14 protein-coding genes are annotated in these 19,639 nt (G+C 63.4%); 2 read left to right on the forward strand and 12 right to left on the reverse strand.

What is annotated here, in order from left to right; genetic code table 11:
• Window positions 1-84 precede the first annotated feature (84 nt).
• The 5 genes from HMPREF3055_RS08335 to HMPREF3055_RS08355 form a co-directional block, all read right to left on the reverse strand.
• Complete coding sequence (locus tag HMPREF3055_RS08335; protein ID WP_070738836.1) at window positions 85-891, reverse strand: DUF3159 domain-containing protein; 807 nt, start codon at window positions 889-891, stop codon at window positions 85-87.
• The gene (locus tag HMPREF3055_RS08340; protein WP_005507846.1) at window positions 881-1,420 is read right to left on the reverse strand and encodes a hypothetical protein; all 540 of its coding nucleotides are present in this window, start codon (window positions 1,418-1,420) and stop codon (window positions 881-883) included. The genes HMPREF3055_RS08335 and HMPREF3055_RS08340 overlap by 11 nt, the downstream gene beginning before the upstream one ends.
• On the reverse strand, window positions 1,420-2,211 hold the full coding sequence (locus HMPREF3055_RS08345) for a DUF3710 domain-containing protein (RefSeq protein ID WP_049337392.1): 792 nt from the start codon (window positions 2,209-2,211) through the stop codon (window positions 1,420-1,422). Before HMPREF3055_RS08345 ends, HMPREF3055_RS08340 begins: the two co-directional genes overlap by 1 nt.
• A 77-nt stretch (window positions 2,212-2,288) precedes the next feature.
• Complete coding sequence (gene dut / locus HMPREF3055_RS08350) at window positions 2,289-2,735, reverse strand: dUTP diphosphatase (RefSeq protein WP_070506583.1); 447 nt, start codon at window positions 2,733-2,735, stop codon at window positions 2,289-2,291.
• A 242-nt stretch (window positions 2,736-2,977) separates the two neighbouring features.
• Entirely contained in the window at window positions 2,978-3,277 is a 300-nt protein-coding gene (locus tag HMPREF3055_RS08355) for a DUF4193 domain-containing protein (protein ID WP_005506382.1), read from the reverse strand.
• A 326-nt stretch (window positions 3,278-3,603) separates the two neighbouring features.
• Between HMPREF3055_RS08355 and sepH the strand changes: the two genes are divergently transcribed.
• Window positions 3,604-4,722: a septation protein SepH gene (sepH, locus tag HMPREF3055_RS08360; RefSeq protein WP_193389567.1), complete on the forward strand. Its 1,119-nt coding sequence runs from the start codon at window positions 3,604-3,606 to the stop codon at window positions 4,720-4,722.
• A 100-nt stretch (window positions 4,723-4,822) separates the two neighbouring features.
• Here the strand turns inward: sepH and HMPREF3055_RS08365 are convergent, their stop codons facing one another.
• Window positions 4,823-6,088, reverse strand: coding sequence for an alkaline phosphatase family protein (locus HMPREF3055_RS08365; protein ID WP_070738837.1), 1,266 nt, complete (start codon window positions 6,086-6,088; stop codon window positions 4,823-4,825).
• A gap of 86 nt (window positions 6,089-6,174) precedes the next feature.
• Complete coding sequence (locus tag HMPREF3055_RS08370) at window positions 6,175-6,768, reverse strand: DUF5998 family protein (protein WP_005506389.1); 594 nt, start codon at window positions 6,766-6,768, stop codon at window positions 6,175-6,177.
• A gap of 286 nt (window positions 6,769-7,054) precedes the next feature.
• Between HMPREF3055_RS08370 and HMPREF3055_RS08375 the strand changes: the two genes are divergently transcribed.
• Window positions 7,055-9,580 (forward strand): DNA gyrase/topoisomerase IV subunit A, encoded by a 2,526-nt coding sequence (locus HMPREF3055_RS08375; RefSeq protein ID WP_049346342.1) that lies wholly within the window; start codon window positions 7,055-7,057, stop codon window positions 9,578-9,580.
• A 193-nt stretch (window positions 9,581-9,773) separates the two neighbouring features.
• Here the strand turns inward: HMPREF3055_RS08375 and HMPREF3055_RS08380 are convergent, their stop codons facing one another.
• From HMPREF3055_RS08380 to cydB, 5 genes are all read right to left on the reverse strand, one after another.
• Complete coding sequence (locus HMPREF3055_RS08380; RefSeq protein ID WP_246826927.1) at window positions 9,774-13,754, reverse strand: thiol reductant ABC exporter subunit CydD/CydC; 3,981 nt, start codon at window positions 13,752-13,754, stop codon at window positions 9,774-9,776.
• Between the two features lie 178 nt (window positions 13,755-13,932).
• Window positions 13,933-16,182, reverse strand: a complete 2,250-nt coding sequence (locus tag HMPREF3055_RS08385) for an ABC transporter ATP-binding protein/permease (RefSeq protein ID WP_049352960.1) — start codon at window positions 16,180-16,182, stop codon at window positions 13,933-13,935.
• On the reverse strand, window positions 16,179-17,306 hold the full coding sequence (locus HMPREF3055_RS08390; RefSeq protein WP_049352961.1) for an efflux RND transporter periplasmic adaptor subunit: 1,128 nt from the start codon (window positions 17,304-17,306) through the stop codon (window positions 16,179-16,181). The genes HMPREF3055_RS08385 and HMPREF3055_RS08390 overlap by 4 nt, the downstream gene beginning before the upstream one ends.
• Window positions 17,307-17,369: 63 nt before the next feature.
• On the reverse strand, window positions 17,370-18,323 hold the full coding sequence (locus HMPREF3055_RS08395) for a hypothetical protein (RefSeq protein WP_049340615.1): 954 nt from the start codon (window positions 18,321-18,323) through the stop codon (window positions 17,370-17,372).
• 232 nt (window positions 18,324-18,555) lie between these two features.
• Window positions 18,556-19,626 (reverse strand): cytochrome d ubiquinol oxidase subunit II, encoded by a 1,071-nt coding sequence (gene cydB, locus HMPREF3055_RS08400; protein ID WP_070688870.1) that lies wholly within the window; start codon window positions 19,624-19,626, stop codon window positions 18,556-18,558.
• Window positions 19,627-19,639: the final 13 nt, after the last annotated feature.

Here is a 19,639-nt window from a genome sequence, read left to right on the forward strand (position 1 = left end):
ATGCGTCCAAGTTTCGGGGCGCAGTTCAGGTACCGGGGCTTTCGCGTACTTCTATGAAGTTCTTCTACGTATGAAGTTGTGGAGTTAGCGGCTTTCTGAACCGTCAGCTTCGGTAGCGACAGATACGTCAGATTCTTCAGCATCTTCAGATTCCTCGCTCACCAGCGCCTCCTCCGGTGCCGACACACGCCACGCCAGCCACACGCCCAAAGCGTACAGCGGCAGACCCATAATCAGGCGGGTCGCGCCCAGCGCCTCCACATTATTCGCAAAATACAGGGGCACCTGCACGGCAAGGCGCAGCATCATCAGCACGGTAATAATCCAGGTCGCCAGCATGTACTGGCGCAGGCGTACCGGGTTCTGGCGCCAGCTCAGCGCCTCACCGCGAATGACCGCAAAAATCAGGCCCGTAATCGGCCAACGCACCAGCATCGACAGCAGATACGCCAGGATGTACACGCCGTTCGTCCAGAAGCCCACCACAAAGTAGTCGCTCGCATTACCGGTACGGTACGCGGCAAACGCACAAATCGCCACGCCCACCAGACCGGTCAGCGCACTCACCAGCTTAGAGCCCTGCACCAGACGAATCAGCGTGAACACGCCCGCCGCAGCCAACGCCGCAATCAGGGACAGGTTCAGTTCCTTCGTCACGGTGAACAGCACCAGGAACGCCACAGCGGGCAGGGAGGATTCCACCAGGCCGCGCCAGCCGCCGATAGCGTGCAGAATATCCACGTCGCCGTTGGCGGTGCGGCGCATATTCGCACCCATGGAGGCGCTCAGGCTCTGCGCGAGCTGGTTCTCCTCCCCCGCAGGGCCAGTTTCAGAGCTAGTTGCGGGGTTAGCGTTCGGATCGGGCTGGGTCGAAGACTGCTCAGCGCTCATGTTTTCCCTTCTCAGCAAAGAATTGCGGCACGATCTCATAGCGCGGGTTATAAATCACCGGCTGATGAGCCCTCACCGACACCACACCGGAACAGCGCAACAACGCACCGGCAAGCACACCGGGCACCATCTGCTGCCCCTGCCACTTCAGCAGCACCCTATCCCCCGGGTTGAACGGCGCATACGGCGGGAAAGACACCTCGTGAGGCTCCTGCACCGCCACGGTCGCCAAAGACGCCGTGTTCAGATGGTGCTGCTTCTCGGGGTCCTCGGATTCCTCCTCGAAATCCTCACCGGGCGGCTCCACGATCGGCATACCAATCAGCGCCAGCGGGCTCGACCACTGCAGGGGTTTCGACTTAGCCACCACCAGCTCGGCACGGTACATCGGCTTATCCTGCAACGCAGGCAACCACACCTGCTCCACGCGTCCGGCAAGGCGTACGCGAAAGCGCTCGGGGTACCCGGGAGCAAGAATCTGCTCCTCAGGAACCGCGAGCGCACTCGGGTAGTTCGAAAACTCAGGCATTAGCCAATCTCGGTAATCTCAGGGCCGCGGCGAGGCATCGGGCGCAGCTTGCTGTGCTCGTTCTCGGTTTCTTCCTCAACGGCGGGCTCTTCCTCAGCCACAACCAGGTCGGCGGGCAGAGTCATGGGCAGCAGTTCACGCGGCGGGCGCGGGTCGTCGCCACGGTCCACCACGACGGTGCGGAAGACTTCCTCCACGGAGGCGGCAGCCTTATCGTCACCGAGCACAGCCGCGCCGGAAATCACGCCGCGCAGGAACCAGCGGGGGCCGTCCACACCCACGAAGCGGGCGATGCGCTCGCCGGGCTGACCGTCCGGGGTGACGGCGGGCAGGCGGGTCAGCATCTCGGCACCGAATACGCCGGCGTAGATTTCGACGATGCCGCCCTGGGATGCGACGGACTCGGTCAGATCGTGACGGATGTCGTCCCAGATGCCGGTGGTGCGCGGTGCGGCGAATGCCTGCACCTGCAGGGTTGCGCCGTCGCGGGTAATGGTTGCGGCGATGACGGCGCCGGTTGCGTCGTCAGTTTCGAGGCGCAGGTTCATGCCGTCGAGCAGCTTGATGCGCAGTGCACCCAGGTCGACGTAGTCTTCGAGGTCTTCGGCGGTGACTTCTTCAATGTCGTGCGGGCCGTTGACGCGGTCGTACTTGATGACCTCGGGAGAGTTCTCCTCTTCCTTCAGCTCCTCAACCTCGACGTTGGTCTCCTCAATCTCTTCGGCGACAGCCTTGTCGATGGCGGCCTTTTCAGCCTCCTCGGCGTGCTTCTTCTTACCAAATCCGAACATGGTATTCCTACTTTCACCGCACGCAGGGTGCGGGGGTTTCTTCTCTTCTCTCGTGCGACAATCGCGGTGAGAGCAGACTAGTGGATTCCGCTGGAGCCGAAGCCGCTGGAGCCGCGTTCGGTCTGTTCCAGTTCATCCACCACGGTAAAGGTTGCGTGCTCGTACTTCTGAATGATTAGCTGGGCGATGCGGTCGCCGCGCTGCACGTGGAAGGACTTGGTCTTGTCAGTGTTGAGCAGGGTGACCATCAGCTCGCCGCGGTAGCCGGAATCAACGGTGCCGGGTGCGTTCACAATGGTGATACCGTTCTTGGTCGCCAGGCCGGAGCGCGGGTGCACCAGACCAACGTAGCCTTCGGGCAGGGCGATTGCCACGCCGGTGGGGACGAGGGCGCGTTCGCCCGGTTCCAGTTCGAAGTCGATGCGGGAGCGCAGGTCAGCGCCGGCGTCGCCGGGCTTTGCGTAGGCGGGTGCGGGCAGCTCGGGGTCGAGCAGCTTAATGTGGACGTTTACGGGGGTCATCATGGTCAATACTCTAACCTTTCGCGGGTGTCTGTGCCATCACCTCGCGCTGTGTTGAGGCTCTACTGCGGGGTGTTTTCGTTGCATGTTCGCGTTCAGCACGTGCCGCGGCATGCTGTGCCGAGGCATATACGCGGCGCTGTTTGTGTGTGCGCGGCTTTCACATACTCAACGGGGCGGGTGCACTCGGCACTCGCCCCGTCATGAGGTGTATGTCGGGTGGGTGTTAGCCCTTCCCTAAAGTTTTAGCCCTCGCACTCGATGCAGTAGGACAGGCCGCCCTCTTCGCGTGCAATCTGCGAGCGGTGGCGCACCAGGAAGCAGGATGCGCAGGTGAACTCGTCGTCCTGAGCGGGCAGAACAACAACGTTCAGCTCCTCGTTGGACAGGTCAGCACCGGGCAGCTCGAAGCTTTCTGCTGCGCTGTTTTCGTCTTCGTCCACCGCACCGGACTGCATCTCGGAACGGCGGGCGTTCAGCTCCTCGTAGGACTCTTCGTTCTGCTCTTCGTCCTGCTTGCGAGGTGCATCGTAATCAGTTGCCAAACTTTCACGCTCCGTTGGTTCTGTGGCTGTGTGTTGGACTAGGCCACGCTGGTTTAATGAGTGCTCTAGGTGCCGCTGGTGTGTATTTAACCTCGACGGCATGCCAGGTATTGTTCACCATTGGCACCCTATTTGTCTAATCCTGGGTAGGCTTTGGACTGTTTAGGCGTCACATTCTAGCTTTTTCGGTGCGAAAAGTACATCTTTTTTTGGTGAAAATCCCGCCTCCGCTACTGATTTACCGCGCTTTCACGGTACCCTGGTAGGTAGTTTGCGTTCCGTGCAACACATTCACGAACGCGTCCGGTTCACCTATGGAGGTTCTCATGCTTGAACTGCGTCTGATTGGCGTTCACGATGACGGCGAAAATCTGGTGCTTGAGTCTGCTGACGGCACCCGCTTCTTGTTGCCGATTGACGCGAACCTGCGCACGAGCATCACCAAGGCTCGCCGTATTCAGCCCGCCCGCGGTCTGGGCGCTAAGGGCACCTACGGTCCGCGCGATATTCAGACCCGTTTCCGTCAGGGTGCCTCCGTTGAGGAAATCGCTGAAGAGTCCGGTTGGGAACCGGAGCGCGTGCGCCGCTACGAGTGGCCGATCGTTGCTGAGCGTGCCCACATTATTCGTGCCGCTCAGAGCGTGAAGATTGGTCGCCGCAGCTCCGCTTCGGGTACCGCACAGATTCCCGTGACCCTGAGCGCCCGCATTGAGGAAGTCTCCGAGCGTTACGGTTTTGAGGACGCAACCCAGGACTGGACCACCCGCCAGCAGGAGAACGGTCAGTGGCGCGTTGAGGTTGATATTGCGCTGAAGGATTCGGTGCGTCAGAACCTGCCCGCGCAGGTCGTCTTCCCCGCACGTTGGGTGTACAACCCGGCGAACCAGGGCTTGTACGCTTCGAATGAGGCGGCGTATTTCCTGATGGGCAATAGTGAGGATGCTGTTGCCGCCGCCGCGAAGAAGGCTCCCGTGGAGGTTCCTCCCGCCCGCCTGCCGAAGGCACCCGAGCCCGCACCGGCACCCCTTACTTCCTCTGAGAGCGCTGATGAGCGTAAGCTCAAGGAGCTTTTGGAGCGCGCCCGCTCGGTGCGCCCGGCGCAGGTTGAGGAGCCCGAGGTTTTCGTGCACCGCGAGTCCGCTCAGCCCGCTGAGCCTGTAGCACCGGCGACTCCTGCTGCACCGGCAGCCCCCGAGCCCACCGCAGAAACCACCGTAGAAACCACCGACCCGCTGGCTGTGGATTCGGAAGCACCCGTTGAATCCGTTCCGGTCGAGTCCTTCGCCCTGCCGGCACCCGTCGAGGACGCACCCGCTGCTGAGGCGCCCGCAGCTGAGGTACCGGCTGAGCCCGCCTCCGCGGCCGAGAAGCCCAAGTCTTCCTCGAAGAAGCAGCGCGTGAGCGTTCCCGCCTGGGACGACATCATCTTCGGCGGCCGCAAGTAAGCGACCGCCCTCGCGCCGCCTGATCAAGGGTATCTAGACATACGAAAACCGCTGGTTATTCACCCGAATAACCAGCGGTTTTCGTTTATCCTCCAGCGTTTTAGAAGGTCTTGAGCATGCGCAACGGCACCAGACGCTCAGCGTCCGTCAGCGAACCATGCTGACCAACCATGTGCAGGGCACGCTCCTGATAGTGGCGCATATCGTACAGCGCCCAATCGTCGCGAGCGCACACCATCAGGTCGCCAATACGGCCGCGCGCCGCATCCGTGATGACCGGACCAAAGTAGCCGGCACGCATCAGCTCACGAGAGTCAATCACCCAGGCGCGCTCGCCCCAGTACTGCGCCCAACGCTGAGCGGTGGCGGTACGTGCCGCCTCCGAGGTGTCTTCCAGGTACAGGTGCACGGCGCGCGGTTCACCGGCGGTCATGGCGATGTTGCGGGTCAGCTCCTCCACGCCAGAATAGTCGATGCGCTGGTGCTCGGGCACGTTCACCATGCCGTGATCGGCGGTCACGAAGAGTGCCGCCCACGCAGGGGCGCGCTCCGCCAGACGCTTCAGCACCGAGTTCAGTTCCTCCAGCTGCTGTAGCCATTCGTCGCTGCCCACACCGTAGCGGTGGCCCGCCGCGTCAATCTCGCCCCAGTACAGGTACACGGTGGTCGGGGTGCGGCTGGAGAGCGCCTCCAGGGCGTAGGTGACGCGGGCGTTATAGCCGACGGCGTCCACGAAGTCGCCGCCGCGCAGCGCCGCCTCCGTCAGACCGGTACCGCGGTACTTACCCAGCGAAATGGTGAGCACGCGGCGGTTCGTATGGTGGCGTTCCAGCACGGTCGGCAGCGGCTGCCAGGCGTGCGGGTCCACCGACTGATCCCAGCCGGACAGGTGGTTCATAACCGAACCCGCTCCCCCATTACCTGCCGGGTTGCGCACCTCGTAGCCGGCAATGCCGTGCGCGCCGGGTGCCGTACCGGTACCCAGCGAGGTCAGGGAGGCGGCGGTCGTGGTGGGGAACGCAGCGTCCAGCGGGCCCAGGTTCAGGGTCTTACGCAGGGCGGGCGCGTAGCCGCCGTAGCTGTTGAGCAGCTGCTCACCCAGGCCGTCCACCATGATCACGCAGGCGTGACGGAAAGACGCCGGATCAACATCCTGCTCCGCGAGGCGACCGGCAAGGTTCAGCGGGTCGGCAACAGAGTTGAACGCCGGGTCAGAATCCAGGGCGTGCGCGGGGCGCGCCAGGCTTCGCTGAGCCACCAGAGAGGAGGCGGACTCCAGCACATCGGCGATGCTATTGCTGCCGTAGGCGGGCGCGGGAGGCAACGGCGCGCCCAGAGCATCGTGCAGGGTGGTCTGTACCGTCATAAGGTCCTCTCAGGGGTGTGGCGGGTGTGTGAAAGTACGGGGCACCGCGCGGGCTGTTATCGTGCGGCGAGCGCTACCGCCGGTGCTTATCGGCGGGTTGCGTACATGCGGGCACGGTGCAGCGCACGCGCAAAATGCTGCGCACGCTGAACCGACTCCGGGCCGTCAGCGGTCGCAGAAACACGCACCGCAATGTCCTCACGGCGCGCATCGCCGGTGAAGCCGTGGTCGGCGTTGCACTGCGGATCCTGGCAACCGGCAGGAGCCAGCTCCATGTGCAGCGAACCGGTCCAAGCAATCTGGAAGGAAATCTCAGTCGGGGCGGTGCTACCGGCGTTGTACGCCTGCGGCTGGCTGAAACCGTAGCTGATGGTGACCGCGTTCAGGGCGCTCAGGTGCACCGCCTCCACGCTCACATGTGCCACGGTGCCCTGCGCGTCACCTTCAAGGTGCTGGTCGTCCAGGTGCGCAAAGATGACGTGCTCACCGCAGAGCACCATCACGGTGATGTGGCGGTGAAAATCATCGCGTGAGAAGTGGGTTTCATGCTGTACGAAGTGCGCGTCCGGGTTCATGCCCGCCAGCGCGTCATCCACCACTTCCAGCACGAGGTCGGGGTAGAAACCGGCATGCTTAATGTCTGCGACCAGTTGCTCGCGTTCGGGGGTGGTGGCGTACATCGTACCTCTTTCGTGCGGTGCCCTCATGAGGCGACGTCGGTCGGCACACACGATGAGGGCGGTTAGGTATTACTCCCCTCTACCTTAGAGGGTTCCAGCCGGGCTGTGCTACTTGACCACGCTAATACAGGCTCATATGACGGTGTGCAATCCCCCGGTATGCTTCGGTTACTGCCCCGCAACCGCCTTGGCGCACCCCACAGATGACGCCGACCAACCAGCCCGTCTCATCCGCTACCACCCGCTAAAATAGGAGGAGCGAAAACACACCGACACGAGGAGATATATGGCTCGCCGATCCAAATCCGCCGTCAGCGACTACCCGGTGGATGTGGTAGAGAATATCGTCGACATCGACGTATCCGCCGAGATGGAAACCAGCTTCCTGGAATACTCCTACTCGGTGATTTATTCGCGCGCCCTCCCCGACGCCCGCGACGGCCTCAAGCCCGTGCAGCGCCGCATCCTCTACATGATGCAGCAGATGGGCCTGCGCCCCGACAAGGGCCACGTCAAGAGCGCCCGCGTGACCGGCGAGGTCATGGGTAAGCTCCACCCGCACGGCGACGCCGCCATCTACGACGCCATGGTGCGCCTCGCCCAGCCCTTCGCGCTGCGCCTGCCCCTCGTTGACGGTCACGGTAACTTCGGTTCCCTCGATGACGGCCCGGCAGCCGCCCGATACACCGAAGCACGCATGGCGCCCGCCGCGCAGGCACTCACCGCGGACCTCGAAGAAGACGTGGTTGACTTCGTACCGAACTACGACAACCAGTTCATGCAGCCCTCCGTGCTGCCCGCAGCGTTCCCGAACCTGCTCGTCAACGGCACCACCGGCATCGCGGTCGGTATGGCGACCAATATGGCGCCGCACAACCTGCGCGAGGTCATCGCCGGTACCCGCCACCTCATCGCCCACCCCGAGGCGACCCTCAAAGACATCATGAAGTTCATCCCCGGCCCCGACCTGCCCACCGGCGGCACCATCGTGGGTCTGGGAGGCATCCGTGACGCCTACGAAACCGGCCGCGGCACCTTCAAGACCCGCGCGAAGGTCTCCATCGAGCAGGTCAGCCCCCGCAAGCAGGGCATTGTCGTCACCGAACTGCCGTACATGGTCGGCCCCGAAAAGGTCATCGAAAAGATTAAGGACGGCGTCAACTCCAAGAAGCTCACCGGCATCTCCGACGTGGTCGACCTGACCGACCGCACCAATGGTCTGCGCCTCGTCATCGAAATCAAGAACGGTTTCAACCCGGAGGCGGTACTCGCCGCCCTCTACAAGCACACCCCGCTTGAGGATTCCTTCGGCATTAACAACGTGGCGCTCGTGGACGGTCAGCCGCAGACCCTCGGCCTGCTCGACCTGATGCGCGTGTACATTGACCACCGCCTGAACGTGGTCCGCCGCCGCACCGAATTCCGCCTGGGCAAGCGCACCGACCGCCTGCACCTGGTGGAGGGTCTGCTCGTGGCAATCCTCGACATTGACGAGGTCATCCAGATTATTCGCGAGTCTGACGAGACCGCTCAGGCACGCGAAAAGCTGAAGGTCGTCTTCGACCTGACCGACACCCAGGCGAACCACATTCTGGAGCTGCGTCTGCGTCAGCTCACCAAGTACTCCCGCCTGGAGCTCGAGGCCGAACGCGACACCCTGCAGCAGGAAATCGCTGAGCTGCAGCGTATCCTCGGTTCCGATGCGGCGTTGCGCGAGCTGGTCTCCGACGAGCTCGCCGAGGTCGCCGAACGCTACGGCACCGACCGCCGCACCCAGCTCAAGACCAAGGACGACATGCAGGTCGCCATCGAGGCGGTTACCGCGCAGTCCAAGGCGAAGAAGAGCCTGGGCCTCGCCCTCGAGATCGCCGACGACCCGTGCTGGGTACTGCTCTCTGCCTCCGGCATGATGGGGCGAACCCCCGGCAAGCCCATCCGCGAGGCGCTCGTGGATCCCGGCAAGCGCTTCAAGCACGACGTGTTCACCTCGATTGTGCCGACCACCGCGCGCGGCGAGATTGGTGCCGTGACCTCCGCAGGACGCATGGTGCGTCTGTCCGTCATGGACATTGCGGTGCTGGACGAGAACGGCGGCACCCCCTCCATGGCGTCGGCGGTGAAGGCAGCCGAGCTGGTTCAGCTCGCCAAGGGTGAGAAGCTGGTCGCCCTCGTACCGCTGAATACGGTGCTGGCGCTGGCAACCGCGGGCGGCGTGATCAAGCGCCTGAACCCGGATTACCCGCTGAACCAGACCGAGTGGGACATCATGAAGCTCAAGGACGGCGACGAAATCGTAGCCGCCGCCCCCTGCCCCACCGACGATATGATTCTTACCTTCGTCACTCGCGACGCGAAGCTACTGACCTTCGACGCGGCGAAGGTCCGCCCGCAGGGACGCACCGGTGGCGGTATCGCAGGCATCAAGCTTGCCGACGGTGACCGCCTCATCGCCCTGGGTGTGACCGCGCCCGGCGACGCGGCGGAGGTCGTGACCGTCACCAACGGCAAGGACGGCCTAGCAAGCGCCAAGGTCACCGCCCTGAGCGAGTACCCGCAGAAGGGCCGCGCGACCGGCGGTGTGCGTGCGCACCGATTCCTCACCGGTGAGAGCCAGCTGGCCCTGGCGTGGGTGGGCGTGGGCCCGGCGAAGGCGGCATCCTCCGGCGGCGTGGCTCGTTCCCTGCCGACCGAGCACGGTGCCCGCGACGGTTCCGGTGTGATGCTCACTCAGAGCATCGGCATTGTGGGCCCGAACTATGCGGCTGTTTCTGCTACGCTGGCGGTTAGCCCGGAGGGTGAAAAGCTCTTCTAGGCGCGCCGTTCACGGACTTTCGACCTCAGGTTGTTTACAGAGCCTGGGGGAACCCGCGCAGATATAACGCGCAGAGCAATATGCCCAGAAAATTTTGCACAAAGAAATGCCCCGGTACTTTCACGAAGTACCGGGGCATTCCTCGCAGTTTCTTGCGTTCAATCTCGCCCGCGATGGCTACGCTCAGCTGCGTTTAGAGGCGAACCACTTCATCGCAGCGGGCAATATCCTCGGGACGGTGCGACACCAGAACCGTAGCCACAGAGCTAGAGCGGGTCGCCGCATCCAAGTCAGCCATCAGCGCGCGGGCAGACTCAGCATCCAGGTGCGCGGTCGGCTCATCCAGCAGCAGCACCGGCGAGTTCACCAGCAGGGCACGAGCCACCGCCAGACGCTGACGCTGACCACCCGACAGGAACGAACCGCCGGCACCCACCGGGGTGCGCAGGCCCTGAGGCAGAGCGTCAAACCACTCGCCCAGACCCACACGGCGCAGAACCTCAACCAGCTCTTCCTCGCTCGGGCGATCCGAACGGTCACGAGCCAGCAGCAGGTTACCCTCAAGGGTCGACTCGAAGATGTGAGCCGCCTGCGGGCACCACGCCGCGTAGCCGCGCAGCTGCTCGCCCTCCAGGACCTCACCGGAAGCCAGCACACGGCCGGACTCCAGCGGCAAGAAGCCCAGAACGGTCGCAAGCACCGTAGACTTACCGGAACCGGAGGGGCCGGTCACCGCAGTCCAGGAGCCCGCGCGGGCGTCCATGTTCAGGTGCGCGAAGACCGGGTGATCCATGCCGGGCCAACGGGCGGCGGCGTCCTGTAGGCTCAGGGCGGGATCAGTCTCAGCTACCTTCACGCCGAGCTCCTGCGGGGTACCGCAGCTGACCAGCTTGGGCTCGCCGGGCTTCGGGGGCCGCGGGGTATCGCTCTTAGAACCAGCCGCAGATTCGGGGCGGTCAAAGCGGTGGGCACGCTGACGGTCAGCCTCCAGCAGCTCCTCCATCTCGGCCTCCGCGCGGGCACGCAGACGCTCAACACGACGCGGCAGAACGTGGGTGTCCACCTCCGCCTCGGTCGGCACGGAACGCTTCAGGGTCGAGGTGGCAACAACGCCCTCCAGGGATACGTTGCGCACGCTCGGGGCAATCGTCGCGAGCAGGCGGCTGAACGCGGGCCAGGAGCGGACCGCCTCAACATGGCCCAGGGAGCTTTCCAGCATACCGGTGCACAGCAGCACCACAATCGCCGCTTCGGGGGCACGCACAGTGCCGTCAACAGCCAGCGGGTACGCAATGACTGCGCTCGCCAGAGCCGCACCGAACCAGCTCAGGGTCACGAGGGTACGGCCCACGCCCTGAGCGGTCGAGCCCTTCTGCAGGGCGGACAGGTTCTCGGCGTCCAGGGCACCGTTAGCCTTCTCAGCGGTGGTTGCCACGCCGTTAGCGCGTAGGTCCTCAGCCGCCGAGAGCATGCCGGTACCCAGGCGCAGCATCTGCGCGGTGGAGCGGCGAGCCAGCGCCTCCGCACGGGCATCGGCGCGGAGCACAATCCACGGAGCCACAAAAGTGCTGACCAGCACGGCAAGCAGAACCGGAATCAGAGCCTGCGGCAGGATGCACGCGGTTGTAATCAGCGCCGCGGTCATGACCAGCAGGTGCGCAGCCGGCGGAATAATAACGCGCGGCACGCCGTCACGCAGCTCATCAATACCGCCGACGAGGCGTTCGAGCAGCGCGTCACCACGCAGCAGGGCACGCACGCTGCTCACGCTCTGCCATGCGCCAACCCAGGCGCGCAGACGCAGAATATTTGCGGCGGCAAGAACCTTCGAGTGGGTCATCAGACGCTCAGCGTAGCGGGCGCAGGCACGGCCCAGACCGAAGAAACGCACGCCCACAATGGCGACCATCAGGTACATCATTGCCGGGCCCTCGGCGGCGCGAACAATCAGCCAGCCGGACAGCGCGGTCAGTGCCGCAGCCATCAGGGAAGTAATCGCAGCCATAATCACCGGGCCGGTTGCGGCGCGAACACCGATACCGGTCAGTTCCTTCAGGGTGCGCAGGCTTGCGAACAGGCCGGCAGGCTCGGCTTCCTCGGCCTCGGTAGCTGCGGAGGTGCCCGCCGGGGCGGTGCTTTCAGCCTCGTACTCTTCCCTGTCCTTGAGCAGGTGCGCGGGGGCTTGCTCGGGAACCTCAACGCGGGCGGTGTTCGCCTCGGCGGTCCAGGTGTAGCCCTGGGCGGTCTGCACGGCACGAACAAGGGTGTCGCATCCGGCGGCGAGCTCCTGCTCGTGGGTCACGATCAGCACGGTTGCGCCCAGTTCCGCCAGGCGGTGCAGGGCGCGGGTCACCAGGTATGCCGAGTAGGCGTCCAGGTGCGCGGTCGGCTCATCCACCAGGACGGTCAGCACGGTCTGCTCACCGCTGGCACGGTAGATAGCCTCGGCACGAGCCAGGGTGCGTGCCACGGCGAGGCGGCGCGCCTGACCTGCACTGAGGGCACCGGGTTCAAGGGCGGTCAGCTTCTGCATGCCCAGCTGAGCCAGCGGGCCAACCAGCAGCGCGGACTCGGCATCGGTGACGGACAGCTTCTTGGAGTCCATCGCTTCGCCGAGCAGAGCGGCTGCACGCTCACGCTCCGCCTCGGTGGCGCTGAGTGCGTAGAGCGCCATTTCGGTCTGCACGGTCGGCGCGGTGAAGACCGGTGACTGCGGAATAACCAGGGTAGTTCCCAGACCGGTCACGCTACCGGTCAGGTGCACGGGCTCCTCCGAGCCGGTGGGCACCAGACCTTCACGCACGGCACCGGAGAACACGTTCAGCAGGGTGGACTTACCGCAACCGGATTCACCCATCACGCCGATAACCGCACCGCGCTCACCCTGGGCGGTTTCACCCTGGGCGGTGGCAACGCGACGGTCCAAGTTCAGGGACAGGTTAGTCAGCACCGCAGGACGCGCCGGGTAGCTCACCGACAGGTCCTCCACAGCGATGGTGGAAGGCTGAGCCTTCTGCGCTGCCGAATCCTGCGCTGCCGAGTCCGCAGCGGCGGCGGGCAGGGGCGCATCAATAATCTTCTGAGCGCTACGCAGGGCGGCAACGCCGTCCTCCGACTGGTGGTAGGCGGCACCCACATCACGCAGCGGCTGGTAGCATTCGGGAGCCAGCAACAGCACGAGAATTGCGGTGTCCAGGCCCAGGGTGCCGTTGACCAGGCGCACACCAATCAGCACAGCAATCAGCGCCACCGAAATGGTGGTGATGAGCTCCAGCGCGAGCGAAGACATGAATGCGCTACGCAGGGTCTGCATGGTGCGTTCACGGTAGCGCTGACCGAGGGCGTTCATGGCGCGGGTCTGCGCGCGTTCACGGCCCAGACCGATAATGACGGGCAGGCCGCGTACCAGCTCCAGAATATGGTCGGAGAGTCGGTGCAGTTCAGCCTGCGCTTCCGCGGTTTCGTCGCGGGTGTTCTTACCAATCAGGATCATGAACACCGGAATAAGCGGCAGGGTACATGCCAGGACCATGGCGCTCATCCAGTCCAGGGACGCCACAACGACCCAGAGGATGAACGGTACAATCGCGGTGGACACGAACGCAGTCAGGGTCTTGGTGTAGTAGTCATCCAGGGCGTTCAAGCCGCGGGACAGCAACACAGCGGTCGCGCCGGTACCCTCGGGGGTGTCTGCGCCACCGGTGGCGAGCACACGCTTGAGCAGCGAGGAACGAATCTGAGACTTCGCCCCGGAGGCGGCACGCTGCGCGCTCACAGCCAGCAGGTAGTCGGTACCCGAGCGGACAAGCAGGGCAGCCACGGCGACCGCAATCAGGCCGGGGGTAATGGTGTCTGCGTCGCCGAAGATACCACCGAGGCCGAGCAGCCAGCCGCCGTGCGCCTCCAGCTGCGCCTGTGCGGAGCCCGAGAACTCAATGTAGGCGCGGTACACGTCCGGGGCGCTCGTCTCTTTGAGGCGCGCGTGCTCGGCGGCAACAGCGGCGAAACCGGCGTGTGCTGCGCGGGCAATAATCACAGCCAAGGCGGCACTGAAAAGCACCGTCGCGATGGTGTGCACGGCGGTGATGACACCGAACGTGCTGAGGGTTTTACGGGCGTCAGGGCCCAGAGGTGGGCGGCGGTCAGTGCGGTCATTGCGCTTTCCTTCGGTCACCTCTGGTGCCTCAGTGTTCTGATGTTTGTCAGCGTGACGCGGTGTGTGCGTTCGACTCACGTGTTGTCCTTAGTCTTCTGCTGTTTTTACCTCCCATCAGTTTAAGGGTTGGGCTATCTAATACCTATTTGACCAGTCAGGTTTCAGGTAATTAGTTGGTCCTCACCCGGCGCTCACTCTAGCCGCGCATCGCATCGGCTGGGCTCTTGCGGGATGCCACCCACGCCGGGTACGCCGAAGACACCAGACCGGTAAGGGCGCCAACGCCCACGCCGAGCACCACGAATCCGGGTGAGAGAACCGCCTGCCAGCCCTGCACGAGCGAAAGAATAATCGTCGCAATCATGCCGGAGCAGGCGCCGATGGAGCCGCCGAGCACGCCGAGCATGACGCCTTCCATGAGGAAGATGCGGGCAATCAGCCATTTACTCGATCCGATGGCGCGGCGCAGCGCAATCTCTGCGGTGCGCGATTGCACGGACAGGTACATTGCGGTTGCCGCCGAGAGGGAGGCGAGCACCAGCAGAATACCGGAGAGCACACCCACGTACAGGCCCAGATCCGAGGCAATGGACGCGCGTAGGCTCTGCAGGTCGGAGGGGGTTTCCACGTTGATCTGGCTGGGTTCAGCGGGCTTGAGGGTCAGCGGAATTGCCTTGGCGACCGCTTTGCCGTAGCCCCGTTCGGTTTCGGTAATGTAGGTCACCTGGCCGCGTCCGGTGCGCTGAAGTGTGCCCGGGGAGACAATGACCGTATTCCTGAATTCGTAGCCGCTATTGCCGGGGTCGAAAAGGCCGACGACTGGCATCAGCTGACCATCCACCCAGATGCTCACACCGGGTGCCACCTGCGGCAGTCCGCCGAGCTTAATGCCGTACTCGACGGCGGGTAGCTCGCCGGGGCGGGGCTCGGTTGTGGCGTTATCTGCCGCCTTATCTTCGGGGATAATGCCGAGGGCGCGGGCAGCGGAGACCGACACAATAGCGCCGGAGAGCTGCTCGGAGCGTTCACGGTCGGCAACGTTCTGCTGGGTGAGGGTCGAGTTCATCTGTTCGAGCGCACGCAGGGTTTCGGGGTTCATGCGGGCACCGATTTGCTCGAGCCGGGTCTTCGAGGTGGAGCTGAGGCCAATCGCCGTTTTGGGTTCGTCCTCGTAGGGGCTGAACCGGGTGATTCGCACGTCGGCGGGTGCCACGCTGCTGACGAATCCGGTGTTCTTCACGTAGTCCAGCGCGCTAATGCGGTCGGCAACATTCTGCGCGGATTCGCCCTGCCGGTAGGTTCCGAGCATGTTCTGGTCATTGTCCCTGTCGCTGATGTAGAGCGTGGATTGTTCGGATCCGAGCAGGCGCTGGTTCACCTGGTAGCTGGCGGATTCGCTCATGCCGGAGGCGCTGATGAGTCCGCCCACGCCCAGTGCGAAGGACAGACCCAGCAGCAGGGTGCGTAGCGGTCGTGAGGTGAGCGCCGAGATTGCCTCGATGCTGTCGTCGGTGAGGAAGCTTCCGCGGCGATGCGTAGCGGGCTTCTCCCCCGGTGCGAGGCTGGTGGTAGCATCTACCGGGGCACCAACCGTGGCTTCTGCCGGGGTGTCCGTTGCAACCGGCACAGCCTCGGCAACCGGCACCTCAGCGACCGGCACCGTAGCCAAGTCGGCGCGGCTCTGCTCGTGCAACTGCCCATCCTCAATGCGAATCACACGGCGGGCGGCGGCGGCAACCTCCGGGTCGTGGGTAATAACCAGCACGGTACAGCCGGTCGCGTTAATGCGCTGCAAAATCTCAATGACCTTGGCGCTATTGTGGCTGTCCAGGTTGCCGGTGGGCTCGTCGGCAAGAATCAGCGGCGGGCGCGTGGCGAGGGCACGAGCAATGGCGCAGCGCTGCTTCTCGCCGCCGGAGAGGTAGCGGGTGCGGATGCTGGCGCGGTCGCTCAACCCCAGAAATTCTAGGGTTTCTTCGGTGCGTTGCAGGCGCTCGCCGTAGGGTACGCCCTGCACGCGCAGGCCCATGGAGGCATTGGTTGTGCTGGTTTCATCCAGCAGCATGTTTGAGGACTGGAAGATGAAGCCGAGGTGATCTCGGCGCATTTCGTCGCGTTCTCTGTCGCTGAGTCCTTCCGTGTTTTTGCCGAAGAGGCTGTAGGTTCCGCTGGTGGGCGTGTCGAGCAGACCAATGGCGTTGAGCAGGGTTGATTTACCGGAGCCCGACGGACCAATAATGGCGAGGAATTCGCCGCGTTCGACCACCAGGTCGAGGTGGTCGAGGACTGCTCGTTCGCTCCCCTCGAAGACACGGGTAATGCCGTGCATTTCGATAGCAGGCGCGGTACCGAGTCCGGCGGCAGGTGTAGCTGCGGACGCTACGTTGGGCGCAACTGTAGGCGCACGTCCTGGGCTTGTGTCGGGGGTTATCTTGCGGCGGCTCATGAGACAAGCACCTTCTGTCCCGCGCTGAGGTTAGCGTTAATGGCGGCGTATCCGCCGGCGGTGCGCAGGACCTCAACGTTGACTCGTTCGGTGGCGGGCGCGTCCTTGCTGGTCGAGGTGGAGCTTCCGCCCTTTTCAACGAGCACGTAGGTGCCCTGGGAGTCCTGGCGTACCGCGGTAGTCGGCACGGCGAGGGTGGTTGAGGTGTTGCCCTTGCTGGTGATGGAGGCGCTCTGCCCCGGAGTGAGCTTGCTCGGGTCGTCGGCGCTGAATCGCACGCTCTTCGCCGCACCCTTGGAGGGGTCGTTCTGCAGCTCACCAATGCTGGTGATGGTGCCCTCCACGCTGCCGGTAGAAGTGCGCAGGCTAACGCGGTCGCCGGCCTTGAGCTTATTGGCAACGGAGAGCTCAACGCTGGATTCCACGTAGGGTTCGCTGGTTTCTACACTCGCGATGGGGTTGCCGTCGTTAATGAGCTGGCCGACTGCCGCAACTGCGGTGACGGTGTGGCTTCCGCCGGGCAGAATCGCGTAGTTGTTACGGGCAATGCTGGTGACCCCTTCGCTGGGCACGCCGGTCAGGTGCGCGCGGTGCAGGCGCGTGACGGCGTCGAGGGTGTCCTCGGTGACGGTGCCGCTCTGAGCGGTGGCGTACCCGGCGGAGTTCAGTGCCTTCTGGAAGGCGAGCACGTCGTCGCCGTTATCGCCCAGGTTGAGGTCGCGGTACAGCGGCAGCGGCCCCTCCAGCACGAAGACGGGGTCGGCGCCAATGATGCCGATGAAGTCACCGGCCTTGAGCACGTTGCCGGGCTTCTGGTTCTGGTAGACGAGCACCGGCTCACCGTTGGTGCGCGCGCTAATCGGGGCGGTCTCCCCAGCCTTGGTGGTTCCGGCAATGGCGAGGCCCTCGCTGACGGTTCGTTCTTCAACCTTCGCCCAGACCGGGATCACGGTTTTTGCCTGCACGGCCGGGTCGGGGCCCGTGGCGGCGTAGCGGGTGCCCAGGTAGAAGGACAGCATGAGCGAACCGATGGCGAGGATTGCCAGCAGCAGGAGCACGCGGGGTCGGGCGATGCGCTCGCTGAAGCGGTGCCCGCTGTTTTGGTTCTGTGAGTGAGTGGTCATGGCGGTGTCTTTCTGAGCTGTTTTTGCGCTGTCTTTTGTGGTGCTGTCTTTCAGCGTCCCGGTTTACTGGTGCTCCATAACGTACTGCTTGAACTTCTCGTCACGCTCACGTTCTGCCTTGCGGTCCTGTTCAAGCTGTGACTGGTACTTGCGGATGAGCGGCATCTGGTACTGAGCTTCCAGGTCGTAGAGCTGCTTGCTCATGCCGACCTGCTGGTTACATTCGGCCTGGATGGTGGCGATGCGAATCTCTTCTTCGGAGGCGGGCTCGTTGAATCCGTTGTTCTTGCTCAGCTGCTCAGCCAGCGGGGTTTCCTCGGCGACGGAGCCTGCCGAGCGAGGGGTGAGGCCGCGGTCTGAGACGCACTGCTTCCACTTCTCTTCGAGCTCGCGGTGCAGTTTGCTACCGTAAACGGCGTTACCCGCCTCAGTAGAGATACGACTGGATGTGGACTGCCCTTCATTCTCGGGCCTCTTGCCTTCGGGCACCGCGGCCTCCAGGGTCTCGCGGGCCTTGGGGTAGCATTCGGTGCGAAGCTTGTCCTCGGGGCTCATGCTCTCCCCCGAGTTATAGGAGATGGGGGCGGCTGCGTTGTTGGGGTCTCGCTTCTGAAAACCGTACTTCTGGGCGTACTCGACGTTCCAGGGACCGTACTTTCGTCCCAAATCACCGCGGGGTGCGCTTTCAGAATAGGGAGCCTGGATGGTGTAGTTCTGCCCGTGTTCGGCGAAGCATTGCTTCATGGCAATCTGAAAGGCCGTGTATTCGTAGTTGGTGCGCTCGTAGTAGAGGTAATCGTCCAGGGGCATCTTCACGATGTCCTGTTCCGCGTCGAAGATGGCGTGGACGCTTTCGTCGCGTTCCAGCGGCGGGTTGAAGAGCGAGCAGGCGCTCAGGGGCATGATGCCGATACAGAACAGGGCACCCGTGGCGAGCAGGCGGCGGCGCGTGCCGGTGCGAGGGGTAGTTCCGGTGCGAGGAGCGGATGCAGTGGAGCTACGGTTGAGGGACTTCATCGTTGAACACCTTTCATAAGAGTGAGTTGCTCACCACATTACACTTTTTGCTCCTTGCCGCGCTCGAATTTCGGGGGGGGTGTGCACCAAAAATTTTTGCGCGCCCACTCATCTGCCGAGAGCTGCAGCCTCTGCGAGAATATCCTCTGAGGGAATAGTCCTCTGGGTGGCATAGAAAAATCCCCCGAACTTCTCGAAAGAGAAATCCGGGGGATTTTCAATCAGCTACATGCTACTTGGTCGGCAGTTCAGCCAGTTCGGTAGCGTCGTGAGCCTCGGGGATGTGATCCACGTGCAGACGCTTACGGAAGACCCAGTAGGTCCAAGCCTGGTAGACGAAGACGACCGGCAGACCAAGGCAGGTCACGAAGGTCATAACGCCCAGGGTGTACTCGGAGCTGGATGCGTTCGCAATGGTGAGCGAGTATGCCGGGTCCAGAGTGGAGGGCAGAACGTTCGGGTACATTGCGGTGAAGATTGCCAGCGCGCCTAATGCGAGGAACACGGACAGGCCAGCGAAAGCGCGACCCTCACGGCCACCCTTTGCGGAGATCCAAGCAAACAGAACAGCAACCACAGCCAGGATGGTGCACAGCCAGGAGACGCCGTTACCGGTGGTGAAGTCCAGTGCCAGAACCCATGCAACGATCGGCAGCAGCAGGACGGGAGCCCAGCGTACCAAGGTGTTGCGGGCACGGTCGCGGATGTCACCGTCGGTCTTCAGAGCGATGAAGGCAAGACCCTGAACCAGGGAGAAGCCAACGAAGCCCAGACCGCCGAGCAGAACCGGCAGGGAGACCCAAGCGAAGGCGCCGCCGACGCGGTCACCATTGTCGTTGATGGGCAGGCCCATGGAGGTCAGACCCAGCAGAGCACCGACGAGCAGTGCGATGAAGAAGGAAGAAACAGACAGAGCGATGTTCCAGTTACGGATCCACTTCTCGTCATTCTTCTTACCGCGGTATTCAATGGCGACCACGCGCAGAATCAGGAAGACCAGCGCGAGGGTCAGAGGAATGTACAGAGCCGAGAAGAGGGCTGCGTACCAGATGGGGAATGCTGCGAAGATAGCAGCACCGCCGGACACAAGCCACACCTCGTTACCGTCCCAGACGGGGCCGATGATGTTCAGCAGCAGACGACGTTCCTTCTCGTTCTTGCTGAACTTGGAACCCATCAGCATACCGACACCCAGATCGAAACCGTCGAGAATCATGTACATGATGAGGAAGACGCCAATGGCGACAAACCAGAGGGTGGGCAGGCCAGGCTGACCGGCAAAGATATTGAAATCAAAGTTCATGGTGAATCAATCC

The organism is Rothia sp. HMSC061C12, assembly GCF_001815755.1.
Classification (GTDB): Bacteria; Actinomycetota; Actinomycetes; order Actinomycetales; family Micrococcaceae; genus Rothia; species Rothia mucilaginosa.